This window comes from Vibrio anguillarum, from assembly GCF_003390515.1.
GTDB classification, from domain to species: domain Bacteria; phylum Pseudomonadota; class Gammaproteobacteria; order Enterobacterales; family Vibrionaceae; genus Vibrio; species Vibrio anguillarum.
Genome location: NZ_CP031479.1, coordinates 1,253,351 through 1,269,452 on the forward strand (window position 1 = coordinate 1,253,351; position 16,102 = coordinate 1,269,452).

Consider the following 16,102-nt stretch of genomic DNA (forward strand, 5'->3'; position numbering starts at 1 on the left):
TTAGCTCTGTTTAAGCAGAGAAAGGAGTTGTTATGTCTGCTTTTGCTTTTTTTGGCGCTCTAGAGATAGGGCTGCTGTACGGATTAGTGGCATTGGGTGTTTACCTCACTTTCCGTGTCCTTGATTTCCCCGATTTAAGCGTTGACGGCAGCTTCCCGATGGGCGCTGCGGTGGCCGCAACGGCGATTGTGGCAGGTATTAACCCTTGGGTAGCTACAGGAATGGCAATACTTGCGGGTGCCTTTACCGGTTGGGTGACTGCATTTCTTGCGGTTCGCTGCGGTATTTTGCATCTATTGGCGTCGATTCTCACCATGATTGCCGCCTTCTCCATCAATATTCGTATTATGGGACGCCCCAATATTGCTCTGCTTGGGGAGGAGACCATTCTTACGCCCTTTGAAGCCATGGGTGACTCGGTTTACATTCGCCCGCTGGTCGTGGGTGTATTGGTCTTGATTTCGGCCTGGTTTGTGGTGCGATTATTAAACAGTGACTTTGGACTTGGACTGCGTGCTACGGGCGTTAATGCCCGCATGGTGAGAGCACAAGGCGGAAGCACCTCGTTTTATACCTATTTTGCTCTTGCGTTATCGAATGGTTTTGTCGGTTTTGCTGGGGCACTGTTTGCGCAAACCAACAGTTTTGCTGATGTAACTTCGGGCGTAGGGACGATTGTCGTTGGCCTTGCCGCTGTGATCTTGGGGCAGACGTTGATCCCTGGGCGCCGGATCTGGGTTGCAGTGCTGGCGGTCATCGTCGGTTCAGTGCTGTACCGTTTAGCGGTCGCCTTTGCTTTGAGCTCGGGCATGTTCGGTTTGCAGGCGTCTGATCTTAACTTAGTTACTGCTGTGCTGGTGGCCATTGCACTGATTGCGCCAAAAATGAAAAGGAACTTCAAAGTAAAAAAGGGTAATTCTCCTGCTCAGAAGTCGGTTGTTGCTAAGCAGGATAAAGCGTCAGGAGAAACATTATGATTCGTTTAGAAGATATTCAAGTCACGTTTAACCCTGGCACAATTTTAGAAAATAGAGCGTTAAGAGGTGTTCACCTCGAAGTACCTGAACATCAATTTTTAACTGTGATTGGCTCAAATGGTGCAGGGAAATCGACCTTATTAGGCGCTGTAACGGGCGAAACGCCCATGATGGCAGGCAAAGTACTCATCGATGAAGTCGATGTCACGCGCCAGAGCGTGGATCAGCGTGCACGTTTATGCGCTCGCGTGTTCCAAGACCCACTTGCCGGTACATGTGGTGATTTAACCATTGAAGAGAATATGGCTTTAGCCTACATGCGCGGCAAGCGCCGAGGGTGGGGGCTGTCACTTTCTTCATCACGTCGCAAGTTGTTTCAAGAGCGAATCGCTATCCTTGGTTTGGGATTAGAAGATCGCTTAGGCGATAACATCGGCTTACTGTCTGGTGGGCAGCGTCAAGCGGTTAGCTTAGTGATGGCAACCTTATCTGACAGTAAATTGTTACTGCTTGATGAGCACACTGCGGCTCTGGACCCTAGAATGGCGGCCTTTATTATTGATTTGACCAAAACAATCGTCAAAGAATTTAACTTGACTGTGATGATGGTAACGCACTCGATGAAAGATGCCTTAGCGTGTGGTGATCGCACTGTGATGCTTCACCAAGGTGAAATTGTTCTTGATGTGTCTGGTGAGCAGCGTGCCAATATGAAAGTGCCTGATCTACTGGAAATGTTTTCGAAAGTTCGAGGCGAAGAGCTGGCAGATGATAGCCTTCTACTCAGTTAATGGTTTTATTTCGTTATCACAGAGGGTTAGTTAACACAGTGGTTGACTAAGCAGCAACAGGCTTTCTCGGCGTGAGGTTGAGAAAGCCTGAAGAAAACGCATTACAACGTGTTTTGTAACCGATCACGGTAACGCTGAATGTGCTCCACGATGGGTTCCGATTTGGTGAAGGTCCTGATTTCGCGAAATAGCTCGTTAGCTTGAGGATATTCTTGACGCAAGTAGGTAAACCATTGCTTGACTCGGTTGGGATAGTAAAAGCCTTTATCGCCTCTAATTTCAAATTGCGAATAGCGCAGGAGCAGATCAACCACTTCATGCCAAGGCATCACTTTATGGTTATGTTTCACCACATTGCCTAAATTGGGAACGTTGAATGCGCCTCGACAAACCATCAATGACTCTACGCCCGTCGCTTTAATACAGGCTTGACCATCGTCATAGTTCCAAATTTCGCCATTAGCGATCAGAGACAGAGACGTCTTCTGGCGTATCTGATTAATGTAATCCCACTTAATTTCACTGGCGCGATAACCGCCCGCTTTTGTTCGGGCATGAACTGTGAGCTCGTTTGCTCCAGCTTGTTCAATCGCATCGACAATTTCAAAGCAGTCGTTAGGGTCTTCCCAACCTAAGCGGATTTTAGCCGAAACAGGGATCGCTTTCGGTACCGCATCTCGGCATGATTTTACCACTTGATAAATCAATTCCGGATGTTGTAACAGCGCCGCACCGCCTTTGTGTTTGTTGACCGTTTTCGCTGGGCAACCAAAATTAAAGTCAATGCCGTGCGCGCCTAATTCAGCAACTCGTGCGGCATTTTCTGCCATCCAATGTGGCTCTTGGCCGAGCAGTTGAACGTGCACGGGAACACCTGCTTGTGTTTTTGAGCCTGTTTTCAGTTCAGGACAAAGGCGATAAAAAACGTGGTCAGGCAATAATTGGTCAACGACACGCACAAATTCAGTCACGCACAGATCGTAATCATTCATCTGGGTGAGCAGTTCACGCATCAAGTGGTCTAGCACACCCTCCATTGGGCCCAAAATTACACGCATCATCATTTCGCCTTAAAAATTCGAGGCGAGATTGTAGTGGTTACCGAATCAAAAGTCACTAAATGCAAGAGTTGGTATATAATCCCTGGTCAACCATTTTAACTGTACAGATTTTCATGACCTACTTATTGCTCTCTCTTCCTCAATCAGCTCCTCAATCCGCTCATTTTTTTGAAGGGGCTATTTTGGCATCCAATTTCGCCACTAAGCCGTTAGAACCCACAACTTGGTTAGAACCTTTAGTGGGGGAGCAAGTCAAAGCACTTGAACCAGCGGTGATGGCGCAAATTAATCTGCAATATAACTTGCTCAAACGTAGCGAATATTCGGCGTTAGCCTTGCTAGATAATGCGACTCAGTGGGCTGATTTTGCTGAAGGGTTTATGAGCGTCTGGCCAGTCGTTGAACCGCAATGGTTAGAGACTCCAATTGGTGATGGCAGCCTGCGCATGCTGCAAGCTTTGTTGACCACCTTCATGTTAGCCATCGATGAAACACAAACACAGCAGCAGATGAGCGAAGCGGGTTTTGCAACACCACCCAGTTTGAGTGATTTTGCTGAGCAGTTGGATGTCATGATCACTGAAGTGGCGTTAATGGCTGATGAATTAATGCTCGGCATGAAAACGCAGCGGGTTAACCCATTTAAAGAGATTGGACGCAATGATCCTTGTCCGTGCGCCAGTGGCAAAAAATTCAAACAGTGCTGTGGCCAGTAAAGTACGCCGCCTGAGGTTTAATCTCAACAAAACGCTGACAAACCCAAGCAAATAAGCCCTTATAAACGAGTTATTCTGATAAATAAGTTGTTCTGATAAGCGAACTCTTCTTAAGAGAAGAGGGCCTTATCAATAAACGTTATAGAAAACGTTATAGACAAAAAATTGTTATCCATGGAGTGTGGTAATCATGAAAAGAGTGTTAGCCCTGTTGCTGTGTAGTTTTTCTGTCGCTGTTTTGGCTGCGCCAAAAGAGGAGTTGAGCCAACGCCTCGCGCTGAACGCTGGTTTTAGCGCTACCTTTGCCCAGCAAGTGATCAGCCCTGAAGGTGATATTGTGATGGAAGGTCAGGGGAAAGTTGATATTGTTCGGCCAAGCCTTTTCCGTTGGCAAACGACCGCTCCTGATGAAAACTTACTGGTGTCTGATGGTAAAACCTTGTGGTATTACAGCCCATTTATCGAACAAGTGAGTATTTATAATCAAGAACAAGCGACGGAACAAACTCCTTTTGTGTTGCTGACTCGTAATCGCGCCAGTGATTGGGATCATTACAAGGTTGCACAAAACGGTGATGATTTCACCCTAACGCCAACCGCGGTAGATTCAAACCAAGGGCAGTTTCAGATAGCGATTGATGAGAAAGGGATCGTGAAAGGTTTTAACGTGATTGAACAAGATGGGCAGAAGAGTCTGTTTACGTTTAGCGATGTACAACTAACACTGGCCGCCAAAGCGCGTTTCACGTTCCAGATCCCGCAAGGTGTCGAGGTTGATGATCAACGTAATTGAAATAGGGACTAAGGCGTGAGTAACTATAGTGTGGGTAACTACAGCTTAGATTTTTCGGGTGATGAAGATTTCCGTCCGTTGGCCGCGAGAATGCGCCCTCAGACGGTTGAGCAGTATATTGGCCAGCAGCACATTTTAGGCGTGGGTAAACCCTTGCGGCGTGCATTAGAGGCCGGTCATATTCATTCGATGATCTTGTGGGGGCCGCCCGGTACGGGTAAAACGACCTTGGCTGAAGTGGCGGCGAATTACGCCAATGCAGAGGTTGAACGTGTTTCTGCGGTGACTTCTGGCGTTAAAGAGATCCGTGCTGCCATTGAAAAAGCACGCGAAAATAAAATGGCGGGTCGACGTACTATTTTGTTTGTAGACGAAGTGCATCGTTTTAATAAATCTCAACAAGATGCCTTTTTGCCACACATTGAAGATGGCACTGTGACTTTCATTGGTGCCACGACAGAGAATCCCTCTTTTGAGCTCAACAACGCTTTGCTATCTCGTGCTCGGGTGTACAAATTAACCTCGCTGGCTAGCGATGAAATTTTGCTGGCGCTCAATCAAGCAATCAACGATGCCGATCGCGGTTTAGGTAAAGTTGCAGCGCAGTTTATGGATAACGTGCTCGAACGTTTGGCTGAATTGGTCAATGGTGATGCGCGCATGTCACTCAATTATCTTGAGCTGCTGTACGACATGGCCGAAGAGAATGCGCAAGGTGAAAAGCTCATTACGCTCAAACTGTTGGCCGAAGTGGCAGGCGAAAAAGTGTCGCGCTTTGATAATAAAGGCGATATTTGGTACGACCTTATCTCTGCGGTGCATAAATCGATTCGAGGTTCCAACCCCGATGCGGCGCTGTATTGGTCGGCCAGAATGATCGCAGCAGGTTGCGATCCACTTTATATCGCTCGTCGTTTATTGGCGATAGCTTCGGAAGATGTTGGCAACGCCGACCCAAGAGGCATGCAGGTGGCGCTCGCTGCTTGGGACTGTTTTACCCGCGTTGGTCCTGCGGAAGGTGAACGTGCTATTGCACAAGCGATTGTCTATTTAGCGTGCGCGCCTAAAAGTAATGCCGTGTATAGCGCGTGGAAGCAAGCCTTAGCTGATGCGCATAATTTGCCAGAGTATGAGGTGCCGCCTCATTTGCGTAATGCACCAACCAGTTTGATGAAAGATCTTGGTTATGGAGCACAATATCGCTATGCCCACGATGAACCGGGAGCTTACGCGGCTGGCGAAAGTTATTTGCCGCCTGAAATGAGCGATACACGCTACTACCAGCCAACAAATCGAGGGTTAGAAACCAAAATTGGTGAAAAGTTAGATTACTTGGCCAGTTTAGATGCAAAAAGCCCACAAAAGCGCTATGAAAAATAGTCTCTTTTCGTTATCTTTGTCGGGTTCAATTTTCTCTACGCGTCGCTCTTATTAGAAAGGGATGTAGGCGCGTTTTTCATAACTAAAAGCATAGGATTAGCAATGCTGGATTCTAAATTACTTCGCACTGAGCTGGATGAAACAGCTGCAAAATTAGCGCGTCGCGGTTTCAAACTCGACGTTGAGACAATTCGTCAACTTGAAGAACAACGTAAGTCCATTCAAGTAGAAGTTGAAAATTTACAATCCTCGCGCAACTCCATCTCCAAAGAAATTGGCCAAAAAATGGCCGCCGGCGACAAAGCGGGCGCAGAAGCAGTCAAGCTACAAATCGGCTCTCTAGGCAGTGACTTAGACGCGAAAAAAGCGCAGTTGAATGACATCCAAGCACAATTGGATGCGATTACTATGTCTGTACCCAACGTACCAGATGAATCGGTTCCTGACGGTAAAGATGAAAATGACAACGTAGAAGTTTCTCGTTGGGGCGAACCTAAAACTTACGATTTTGAGCTCAGAGATCACGTTGATCTTGGCGAAATGGCCGGTGGTTTAGATTTTGCTAGTGCGACTAAAATTACTGGCGCTCGCTTTATCGTGATGAAAGGCCAATTTGCTCGCCTACACCGTGCGATTGCTCAGTTCATGCTGGACTTGCACACACAAGAACATGGTTATACAGAAATGTATGTCCCTTATCTTGTCAACGCTGACAGCCTGTTTGGTACTGGTCAGCTACCTAAATTTGGTCAAGACCTATTCCATACTGAGCCACTAACTGAAAAAGTGAATGATGAAGAGCCACGTAAACTGTCTCTTATCCCAACGGCTGAAGTACCGGTAACGAACTTGGTGCGTGACACCATTTCTGACGAAGCCGATCTGCCACTTAAAATGACGGCTCATACACCTTGTTTCCGTTCTGAGGCGGGATCGTATGGTCGCGATACACGTGGTCTTATCCGTATGCACCAATTTGATAAAGTCGAATTGGTTCAGATTACGCGCCCAGAAGATTCAATGGCGGCGCTGGAAGAGTTAACTGGTCATGCGGAAAAAGTGCTGAAATTGCTTGAACTGCCGTACCGTAAAGTGGTGTTGTGTGCAGGTGACATGGGCTTTGGCTCTCGCAAAACTTACGATCTAGAAGTGTGGGTTCCTGCGCAAGGCACATACCGTGAGATCTCCTCTTGCTCAAACATGTGGGATTTCCAAGCGCGTCGTATGCAAGCCCGTTTCCGTCGCAAAGGCGGCAATAAACCTGAGCTTGTACACACGCTGAACGGTTCAGGCCTTGCTGTGGGTCGTACTATGGTAGCCATTTTGGAAAACAACCAACAAGCCGATGGCCGTATTGCCGTTCCTAGCGTACTGCAACCATACATGGGTGGCGCAACGCATATCGGTTAATCATGATGCGTTAAACACAGTAAAAAAACCGACTTGCGAGTCGGTTTTTTTATGCATCAATATTCTATGTCGGTTCTATTTAAGCCCCATCGATTTGAAAGCATTGCGAATTTTGCAATGCCACCGCTACAGCGTTGATCAGTTTTTCAATGTCATCTACTTGGCTAATAAACGGTGGCATCACATAGATTAAACAGCCAAAAGGACGGATCCAGACCCCTTGCTCAACAAATAGCGCTTGAATGACTTCCATATTGACAGGGCGATGCGTTTCAATCACGCCGATAGCGCCCAGCCAGCGCGTCTCTTTTACCATCTCAAAACGGTTAAGCATGGGCAGTAAATGAGCAAATTGCGCTTCAATACGCTGGGTTTGCTGTTGCCAATCGCCCTGTTCGATGAGCTCTAAGCTAGCGCAGGCGACGGCGCACGCCAATGGATTAGCCATAAAGGTTGGCCCATGCATAAAGCAGCCCGCTTCGCCAGCACAAACCGTATCGGCGACTTGCTTGGTCGTCAGTGTGGCCGAAAGCGTCATATAGCCACCCGTTAAGGCCTTACCGACACATAAAATATCAGGCGCGATATTAGCGTGCTCGCAGGCGAAGAGCTTTCCAGTACGGCCAAATCCAGTTGCAATCTCATCGGCAATCAGTAGCAAACCATATTGATCGCAAAGTGCGCGCACGCCTTTTAAAAACTGAGGATGACTGATACGCATACCGCCAGCACCTTGCACAATTGGTTCTAAAATCACCGCCGCAAGCTCTTGATGAGAGTGCATTATTTTATCTCGAAAATCATCGAGATCGCGTTCATCCCACTCATCCCAAAAACCGCAAGTTGGCGAATCGGCAAAAATATGCTGCGGCAAAAAACCTTTGTAGAGCGAATGCATTGAATTATCTGGATCAGTGACTGACATCGCGGCAAACGTATCGCCGTGATAGCCATGGCGTAAGGTGAGAAATTTCGCTCGCGGTTGACCTTTTGCATGCCAGTATTGCAGCGCCATTTTTAAACTGACCTCCACGGCGACAGAGCCAGAATCGGCTAAAAATACGTGCTCAAGATTGCTTGGCGCTAATGCCAGTAATTTTTTACAAAGCGTAATGGCGGGTTGATGTGTGATACCGCCAAACATCACGTGTGACATTTTATCAATTTGCTGATGCGCAGCGTAATTAAGGTGAGGATGGTTATAACCATGAATAGTTGCCCACCAAGAGGACATTCCATCAATCAAGCGTCGCCCATCTTCCAAATAAAGATGGACACCTTGAGCGTGAGTGACGGGATAACAAGTCAATGGCGTCAGCGTTGAAGTGTAGGGATGCCAGATATGTTGGCGGTCGAAGAGTAAATCCATGATCAGTCCATATTGCCGGGTTTGTTTAAAAATCAATCAAACGTAAACTTATGTTTTCTTTGCTTGTTGACAGTTTATCGCTTGTCAGTAGACTAGCCAAGCAACAAAATAATAAAACTGAATAAGGAAGAGATGTGGAAGTTCGTCATAACTGGACCGTTGCTGAGGTGAACGCACTGGTCGAAAAGCCGTTTATGGATCTACTGTTTGAAGCGCAGCAAGTACATCGTCAATACCATCCCAAAAATTATGTTCAAGTCAGCACGTTACTTTCTATTAAGACGGGGGCGTGTCCTGAAGATTGTAAATATTGCCCGCAGAGTGCGCATTATCGGACTGATGTTGATAAAGAACGGTTGATGGAAGTCGAGCGGGTGTTAGACGCAGCGCAAAAAGCGAAGCGCTCTGGGTCGACCCGCTTTTGCATGGGAGCGGCGTGGAAAAACCCGAAAGCGCGTGATATGCCTCTCTTGAAAGAGATGATCAGTGGCGTGAAAGAGATGGGCTTGGAAACGTGTATGACGTTGGGCATGCTAACGCCTGATCAAGCAAGCGAGTTGGCCAGTGCAGGGCTTGATTATTACAACCACAACCTAGATACCTCACCTGAATACTATGGCAACATTATCACCACCCGAACCTATCAAGATCGCCTTGATACCTTATCGCACGTGCGCGATGCAGGAATGAAGATCTGCTCTGGGGGAATTATCGGTATGGGAGAGAGCGCTAATGACCGCGCTGGCCTGTTGGTGGAATTAGCGAACTTACCAACCCATCCTGAAAGTGTACCGATTAATATGCTGGTCAAAGTGAAAGGCACACCGTTAGAGCAAGCCGAAGATGTCGAAGCGTTTGATTTTATTCGTCTGATTGCCGTTGCTCGGATCATGATGCCACAATCGGCGGTGCGTTTATCGGCTGGACGTGAAAATATGAATGAGCAGATGCAAGCGCTGTGCTTTATGGCAGGTGCAAACTCCATTTTCTACGGTTGCAAGTTGCTAACGACTCCTAATCCTGATGAAGATAGCGATATGCAGTTATTTAAGAAACTGGGTATCAATAGCCAACAAGTGAGCCAAAAACCGGATGAAATTGCAGAAAGTGAGTTGCTTGAACGTGTCGTAAAACGGGTGGCAGCTCGTCCTACTAAAGATGATCTTTTCTACGATGCCAGCGTTTAATTCACGTATTTCAGCGGCGCTCAGTGCTCGTCGCGATCTTGGGCTTTCTCGCTCTCTTATCGAGCTTGAGGGGGGCAACCAGGTTCGATTGTGCAAAGATGGCCGCCAGTATCTTAACTTTTCCAGTAACGATTACCTTGGCCTTGCGCACGACTCAGAATTGATTGCCGCTTGGCAGCAAGGGCTGAGTATGTATGGTTGCGGTAGTGGTGCCTCTCCTTTGGTCACAGGCTTTAGCTCAGCCCATCGCAACCTTGAAGCTAACTTGTGTGAGTGGCTAGGTTATGAGCGAGCCATTTTGTTTGGATCGGGGTTTAGTGCCAATCAGGCACTGCTGTTTAGCCTGCTCAATAAAGACGATTTGCTACTGCAAGATAAACTTAACCACGCCTCTTTGATGGAAGCAGGAATGCTTTGCGCAGCCAGTATGAAGCGTTTTCGGCACAACGATGTCACTCATCTTAAGCAACAGTTTAACCGCGATAGTCATACGTTAGTGGTGACTGAAGGGGTCTTTAGCATGGATGGTGATTGTGCACCGCTGTGCGAAATCACGGATGCACTGCAAGGTGAAGCGTGGTTGGCAGTCGATGATGCACACGGCATCGGTGTGTTGGGCGAGGGTGGGGCAGGCAGTTGCAGTGCGGCAGGAATAAAACCACAGCTCTTAGTGGTGACCTTTGGCAAAGCCTTGGGGTTATCGGGTGCAGCTATCTTATGCAATCAAGAGGTGGGTGACTTTCTTACGCAGTTTGCTCGTCACCACGTCTATTCTACAGCCATGCCGCCAGCGCAAGCTTATGCAGTAACTCATGCTATTTCAATGGTTACTCAGCAGCCGTGGCGCAGAGAAAAACTGACTGAGCTGCAAGCTTATTACGCTGAATCCATGCAAGGTTTTGATGGCTATGTTGAAACGCTAACGCCAATCAAACCCTACCTTGTTGGTGAGGCGCAAACAGCATTGAATATCGCCGAACAATTGCGACATCACGGGTGTTGGTTGACCGCGATTCGCCCACCAACGGTGGCTCAAGGCAGTGCCCGATTGCGTATCACTCTAACCGCCAACCACACTATTGCTGACATAGAGCAACTAACCACACAACTGCAACGTGCGCTAGAGGAGAGCTGAATATGTCACAAACTCATGCCATAGAGATAAATACGCTGCATGACAAAGCCGCCATTGCCCACTCTTTTAGCCGCGCGGCAAAGCATTATGATGTACATGCCGCTTTTCAACGTGACGTAGGACACCGTTTATTGGACAAAATGCCGCGCAATCTAGTAGGGAAAAGAGTGCTCGATCTTGGTTGTGGTACGGGCTATTTTTCAGAGCAACTGCGGCGTAGAGGGGCGTATGTGGTATGTGTTGACCTCTCCAGTGAGATGCTAGTACAAGCTAAAATACGTTGTGGTGATGTTGGCGTCACCTATTATCAAGCCGATGCTGAGGCGCTTCCTTTCGCCAACGCCTCTTTTGATTACGTTTTTTCTAGCTTAGCGCTGCAGTGGTGTGATGACCTTGTTCTACCACTGCGACAAATTCACCGCGTATTGAAACCACAAGGGACGGCTTATTTTTCGACATTATTGGACGGTTCGCTGTTTGAACTGAAACAAGCGTGGACAAAAATTGATACACATCAACACGTCAATGATTTCATCACACTCAATCAGGTAAAAATTGCGTTAGCGCAATCTCACTGTTACCACCATCAACTAGACTTGGCTTCGATCACAGTTTGGTATGACAAAGCCTTTTCCTTGATGAGAGATCTTAAAGGAATTGGTGCAAATCACGTAAGTGGACGCTCACAAGGGTTAACAAGCCGCAAGGCTCTACTGCAAGTTGAGCAGGCATACCAAACATTTCAAAACCATCAAGGTCTTCTACCTGCAACTTATCAGGTTTGTTTAGGGGTTATACATCGATGATTGATGCATTTTTTATTGCGGGTACGGACACCGACGTTGGAAAAACGGTCGCTTCAAAAGCGATTCTACAAGCATTAGCCGCCAAGGATTTGGTGACTATTGGCTACAAACCCGTTGCCGCTGGTAGCGAAAAAACGGAATTTGGCTTACGCAACTCAGATGCATTACATCTGATGAAAGCGGCAACCAAAGAGATGCCCTATGGTGATGTGAATCCATATTCTTTAGCGCTCCCTACATCACCACATATCGCCGCAAAACATGAACACGTCGAGATTGATTATGGCGTGCTCAGTAGCAAATTAGCTAAGCATAAAGCGAATGCTGACATTGTGTTGATCGAAGGTGCTGGTGGTTGGCGCGTTCCGATCTCCGATACGGACTGCTTGTCTACTTGGGTTAAACAAGAACAACTACCAGTGGTATTAGTGGTAGGGATTAAACTAGGTTGCTTAAGCCATGCAATTTTAACAGCGGAAAGTATTATTGCCGACGGGTTGAAGATTGTTGGCTGGGTAGCCAACCGAGTGAACCCAGGAACTGAGCATTACGCTGAAATTATTGCAATGTTGGAATCGCGCATTCCAGCACCTAAGCTTGGTGAAATACCCTATGTGCCAACGGTAAAACGGCAACAAATTGGTAAGTATATTAATGTTGATCCGCTGCTTGCGTCAGAGTAAGCGATGTGAATCGGCCAAAGGGCATCTCTTAGCGAGATGCCTTTTTTGATCAAGCAGGTTATTACCGCAGCTTATTGACGGGGGTTTTCGCGAACTGAGCTAAAACAACAAAAGCGAGCACCAGCAAGTTAGCAGCATAGATGACCACTAGCCACTGTGGCATGGAAAGCGTTAAAAATTGCCATACCACTTTCGAACAGTCACCGTAAGCTTCGAACATCCAAGGTGCCCATTGATTGAGTGGTGCCCAGCTGGGGAAAGAGACAAATAAATCACAAGTGGCAAAAGGAGAAGGGTTGAATTGGTAATCCACATGTTGCATAGATAAGGTCAAACCTTTATAAGCACTGGCTCCCCAAGTAACGAGTCCAATCCAACGAACAATCGGATGATTGGGTGCGATTAAGCCAAGCAGAGCTGCTCCGCCAATTCCTAGCATCGCCACACGTTCATAAATGCACATCACACACGGTGCGAGCATCATGATGTGCTGAAAAAAAAGCGCACAAGCCTCAAAAAAAACCACAAAAAGAAGTAATAAAAACCAAGATTTTCTCGATTGAGAGAACAGTTTCAGAGTAGAAAAAAAAGTCACATTCAATACCTGTAAAGAATAAAAAGCCCTGATAGTTCAGAGCTTTTTAACTTAGATAAGTTTCATTATCAACCGAATATTTTAATGCCCAGCAGAGATGGCTTGAACTGCTTTGGCTGAATGGTGCGTAATCCACCCTAAGTCATAAAAATGCGCAGTCATGGGTTCAACTAAGAAGACAATGCCAAACAGGCCAACTAATGCCAATACAATCGTGTAGGGCAGAGCCATGATGACCATTTTGCCATAAGAAAGGCGGATCAATGGTGCAAGTGCTGATGTTAATAAGAATAAGAAAGCGGCTTGACCGTTTGGTGTTGCTACTGACGGTAAGTTCGTACCTGTGTTAATCGCGACAGCCAATAAATCGAATTGGTCACGTGTGATAACACCTTCTAGTAGCGCTGTTTTGACTTCATTAATATAGACAGTGCCAACGAAAACGTTATCCGAAACCATCGACAAAAGCCCGTTAGCCACATAGAAGAGAGCAAGCTGAGCCCCTTTATCTTCAACATTCAACACAGCATCGATAACTGGCTTAAAGAGTTGTTGATCGATAATTACGGCTACGATGGAGAAGAATACCGCCAGCAGCGCCGTAAAGGGTAGGGCTTCTTCAAATGCTTTGCCTAGCGAATGTTCTTCTATCACACCAGTAAATGCTGTCGCCAAAATAATAACTGAAAGACCAATCAATCCAACTGCCGCTAAGTGCAGTGCCAATCCAACAATCAGCCAGACAGCAATAGCGCCTTGGATCCAAAGTTTTGCGACGTCTTGATTGGTTCGATTTTTGCGCTCAGCCGTGTCAAAATCGACCAGAATTTGACGAACGTTAGCGGGTAATTCTGCGCCGTAACCAAATAGCTTCAGCTTTTCAACCAATACACAGGTCAAAATACCACAGAGAAAAACAGGTACGGTTACCGGAGACATACGGATGATAAACTCGCCAAAAAACCAACCTGCTTGATCGGCGATGATCAGGTTTTGTGGTTCACCAACCATGGTCATCACCCCGCCTAAAGCGGTACCTACGCCAGCATGCATCAGTAGTGAGCGCAAAAACGCACGATAGTTTTCTAGGTCATCACGTGTTAGTTCTGAGATATGCTCATCTTGAGTATGGTCATGAGCGGAGCTTGTTCCTTGTCCCGATGCCACTTTGTGATAAATCGAGTAAAACCCAACGGCGACACTGATGACCACGGCAATAACTGTTAAGGCATCCAAAAATGCAGACAGGAAAGCAGCTGTAATGCAAAAGGCGACCGAAAGCATCGCTTTTGAACGAATACCAAGTAGTATTTTGGTGAAGATGAACAGCAATAGCTGTTTCATGAAATAGATACCAGCCACCATAAACACCAGTAGCAGCAGAACTTCGATGTTATTCACAAGCTCATGTTTTACTTGCTCTGCACTGGTCATCCCAATGGCGATAGCTTCGATAGCCAGTAAGCCACCAGGTTGTAGGGGATAGCATTTAAGCGCCATCGCTAGGGTGAAAATGAATTCAACCACAAGTAGCCAACCAGCAATAAATGGGTCGACCAAAAAGAAAACAATCGGGTTGATAATGAGAAAAGCAATAATGGCAACTTTGTACCAGTCAGGGGCTTTACCAAGAAAGTTCTTGAGAAAAGCGCTTCCGAGGGACATCGGCATGGGTAGTTCTCTTACTGTTGAGATGATAGACGCTGTCAGCTTATCTTTAATTCATTATGTGAAGTGGCCAAATAGAACGTGTTAAACACGAAAACAGTATCTATCGGCAATGTTCTAGCGAAACAACAAACCGTTTAGGGATTATGGTTTTACCAAGACACTCCTTGAGTGAGACAAGCAATCCTTACTTCGACCGTCACTCTACTCCGCAAGCTTTTTTAGTCAATAATAATCAGGTTATTGATAAAACACTTACCGATATTTTGGTCAAAAACGCGATCAAAGTTGGGTAAGCATAGCATAAGAGTTGTGAAAAATTCACGCCGAGCCGTATTTTGAAGTGGAGTTAAGGTAATAGGCATCTAAATGACTAAAAAGAGCGAATTTTGCAAGCTTAAATTGATTATTTTAAGTTTATTAATGTGAGTTATATCTCTTTATTTTTTCTACTCTTATGTGTTCTTCCTTTTGAAGAACTGCTAAAAAATACTATTTCATTGACTCGGTATTGTTCATAAACGAGATGAATAAATTAGAGTTTAAGCTCTATTTTGTTTGTGATAACTTCGCGGATGGTTTGTTTCCGATAACGTTCAACTAGTGGTATGATGAGTCCCATTCGACCCAAATAAATAGAAAACTGGATAAGTACTTAATGGTCATTAAGGCAAAAAGCCCAGCAGGTTTTGCTGAAAAATACATAATTGAGAGCATTTGGAATGGTCGCTTTGCACCGGGTTCTATCTTACCTGCAGAGCGCGAACTTTCAGAATTAATTGGTGTAACACGTACAACGCTTCGAGAAGTATTACAACGCTTAGCCCGTGATGGTTGGTTGACTATACAGCATGGTAAGCCAACAAAAGTAAACCAATTTATGGAAACTTCCGGTTTACACATATTAGATACATTAATGACGCTCGATGCTGAAAATGCCACCAGTATTGTGGAAGACTTACTTGCGGCTCGGACAAATATTAGCCCCATATTTATGCGTTATGCATTTAAAGTGAACAAAGAGCCTGCCGAGCGCACTATTACTAATGTTATCGAAAGCTGTGAAGCACTATTAAGTGCCAAATCTTGGGATTCTTTTATGGAGTTATCTCCTTATGCACAGAAAATCCAGCAGCATATTAAAGATGATGGTGAAAAAGACGAATATAAACGTCAGCAAATATTGATTGCGAAAACCTTTAACTTTTACGATTACATGTTATTTCAGCGTTTAGCGTTTCACTCAGGAAATCAAATTTATGGTTTGATTTTTAATGGGCTAAAGAAATTATATGACCGAGTCGGCAGCTATTATTTCTCTAATCCAGAAGCACGCGAGTTAGCCTTGCAGTTTTACCGTGAATTATTAGCAGTGTGTGAAAGTGGCAATCGTGAGCAGTTGCCGATTGTGATCCGTCATTACGGTATTGACAGCGCTCACATATGGAATCAAATGAAAACAACGTTACCGACAAATTTTACAGAAGATGATCATTAGAAAATTCGTTTTACTGTAAAAAAAGCCCGTATG

General features: G+C 45.9%; 15 protein-coding genes. 11 read left to right on the top strand and 4 right to left on the bottom strand.

Going from position 1 to position 16,102, the window contains the following annotated elements; genetic code table 11:
- Positions 1 to 32 precede the first annotated feature (32 nt).
- Together DD616_RS09895 and DD616_RS09900 are read left to right on the top strand one after the other, a co-directional pair.
- Positions 33 to 977, top strand: a complete 945-nt coding sequence (locus tag DD616_RS09895; RefSeq protein WP_208872236.1) for an ABC transporter permease — start codon at positions 33 to 35, stop codon at positions 975 to 977.
- Complete coding sequence (locus tag DD616_RS09900; protein WP_010319725.1) at positions 974 to 1,768, top strand: ABC transporter ATP-binding protein; 795 nt, start codon at positions 974 to 976, stop codon at positions 1,766 to 1,768. The genes DD616_RS09895 and DD616_RS09900 overlap by 4 nt, the downstream gene beginning before the upstream one ends.
- Before the next feature lie 101 nt (positions 1,769 to 1,869).
- On the opposite strand, the gene dusC is transcribed toward DD616_RS09900, so the two are convergent.
- Positions 1,870 to 2,826, bottom strand: coding sequence for a tRNA dihydrouridine(16) synthase DusC (dusC, locus tag DD616_RS09905; protein WP_208872319.1), 957 nt, complete (start codon positions 2,824 to 2,826; stop codon positions 1,870 to 1,872).
- A 62-nt stretch (positions 2,827 to 2,888) separates the two neighbouring features.
- Here dusC and DD616_RS09910 point away from each other — a divergent pair, with 62 nt between their 5' ends.
- From DD616_RS09910 to serS, 4 genes are all read left to right on the top strand, one after another.
- Complete coding sequence (locus DD616_RS09910; protein WP_170895398.1) at positions 2,889 to 3,545, top strand: YecA family protein; 657 nt, start codon at positions 2,889 to 2,891, stop codon at positions 3,543 to 3,545.
- Positions 3,546 to 3,735: 190 nt separating this feature from the next.
- Complete coding sequence (gene lolA, locus DD616_RS09915; RefSeq protein ID WP_208872238.1) at positions 3,736 to 4,338, top strand: outer membrane lipoprotein periplasmic chaperone LolA; 603 nt, start codon at positions 3,736 to 3,738, stop codon at positions 4,336 to 4,338.
- A gap of 30 nt (positions 4,339 to 4,368) precedes the next feature.
- Positions 4,369 to 5,718 carry a replication-associated recombination protein A gene (locus DD616_RS09920; RefSeq protein ID WP_026028684.1) on the top strand — a complete coding sequence of 450 codons (1,350 nt, stop codon included), beginning with the start codon at positions 4,369 to 4,371 and terminating at the stop codon, positions 5,716 to 5,718.
- A 102-nt stretch (positions 5,719 to 5,820) separates the two neighbouring features.
- Positions 5,821 to 7,128 carry a serine--tRNA ligase gene (gene serS / locus DD616_RS09925; RefSeq protein WP_013856507.1) on the top strand — a complete coding sequence of 436 codons (1,308 nt, stop codon included), beginning with the start codon at positions 5,821 to 5,823 and terminating at the stop codon, positions 7,126 to 7,128.
- Between the two features lie 79 nt (positions 7,129 to 7,207).
- Here the strand turns inward: serS and bioA are convergent, their stop codons facing one another.
- The gene (bioA, locus tag DD616_RS09930; protein WP_208872239.1) at positions 7,208 to 8,497 is read right to left on the bottom strand and encodes an adenosylmethionine--8-amino-7-oxononanoate transaminase; all 1,290 of its coding nucleotides are present in this window, start codon (positions 8,495 to 8,497) and stop codon (positions 7,208 to 7,210) included.
- A gap of 134 nt (positions 8,498 to 8,631) precedes the next feature.
- On the opposite strand from bioA, the gene bioB reads away from it, so the two are divergent.
- Genes bioB through bioD form a run of 4 tightly spaced genes read left to right on the top strand, consistent with a single transcriptional unit; the run spans position 8,632 to position 12,308 of the window.
- On the top strand, positions 8,632 to 9,684 hold the full coding sequence (gene bioB / locus DD616_RS09935) for a biotin synthase BioB (RefSeq protein ID WP_017048088.1): 1,053 nt from the start codon (positions 8,632 to 8,634) through the stop codon (positions 9,682 to 9,684).
- Positions 9,656 to 10,819, top strand: coding sequence for an 8-amino-7-oxononanoate synthase (gene bioF, locus DD616_RS09940; RefSeq protein ID WP_208872240.1), 1,164 nt, complete (start codon positions 9,656 to 9,658; stop codon positions 10,817 to 10,819). The genes bioB and bioF overlap by 29 nt, the downstream gene beginning before the upstream one ends.
- 2 nt (positions 10,820 to 10,821) lie before the next feature.
- On the top strand, positions 10,822 to 11,625 hold the full coding sequence (bioC, locus tag DD616_RS09945; protein ID WP_199871519.1) for a malonyl-ACP O-methyltransferase BioC: 804 nt from the start codon (positions 10,822 to 10,824) through the stop codon (positions 11,623 to 11,625).
- Complete coding sequence (gene bioD / locus DD616_RS09950; RefSeq protein WP_038148451.1) at positions 11,622 to 12,308, top strand: dethiobiotin synthase; 687 nt, start codon at positions 11,622 to 11,624, stop codon at positions 12,306 to 12,308. The genes bioC and bioD overlap by 4 nt, the downstream gene beginning before the upstream one ends.
- 61 nt (positions 12,309 to 12,369) lie before the next feature.
- On the opposite strand, the gene dsbB is transcribed toward bioD, so the two are convergent.
- Both dsbB and nhaB read right to left on the bottom strand, forming a co-directional pair.
- A complete protein-coding gene (dsbB, locus tag DD616_RS09955; RefSeq protein ID WP_237292957.1) occupies positions 12,370 to 12,909 on the bottom strand; it encodes a disulfide bond formation protein DsbB in 540 nt (179 codons plus the stop codon).
- A 75-nt stretch (positions 12,910 to 12,984) separates the two neighbouring features.
- On the bottom strand, positions 12,985 to 14,574 hold the full coding sequence (gene nhaB, locus DD616_RS09960; RefSeq protein ID WP_013856514.1) for a Na(+)/H(+) antiporter NhaB: 1,590 nt from the start codon (positions 14,572 to 14,574) through the stop codon (positions 12,985 to 12,987).
- 655 nt (positions 14,575 to 15,229) lie between these two features.
- Between nhaB and fadR the strand changes: the two genes are divergently transcribed.
- Positions 15,230 to 16,069 (top strand): fatty acid metabolism transcriptional regulator FadR, encoded by an 840-nt coding sequence (fadR, locus tag DD616_RS09965; protein ID WP_010319711.1) that lies wholly within the window; start codon positions 15,230 to 15,232, stop codon positions 16,067 to 16,069.
- The last annotated feature ends 33 nt before the right edge of the window (positions 16,070 to 16,102 follow it).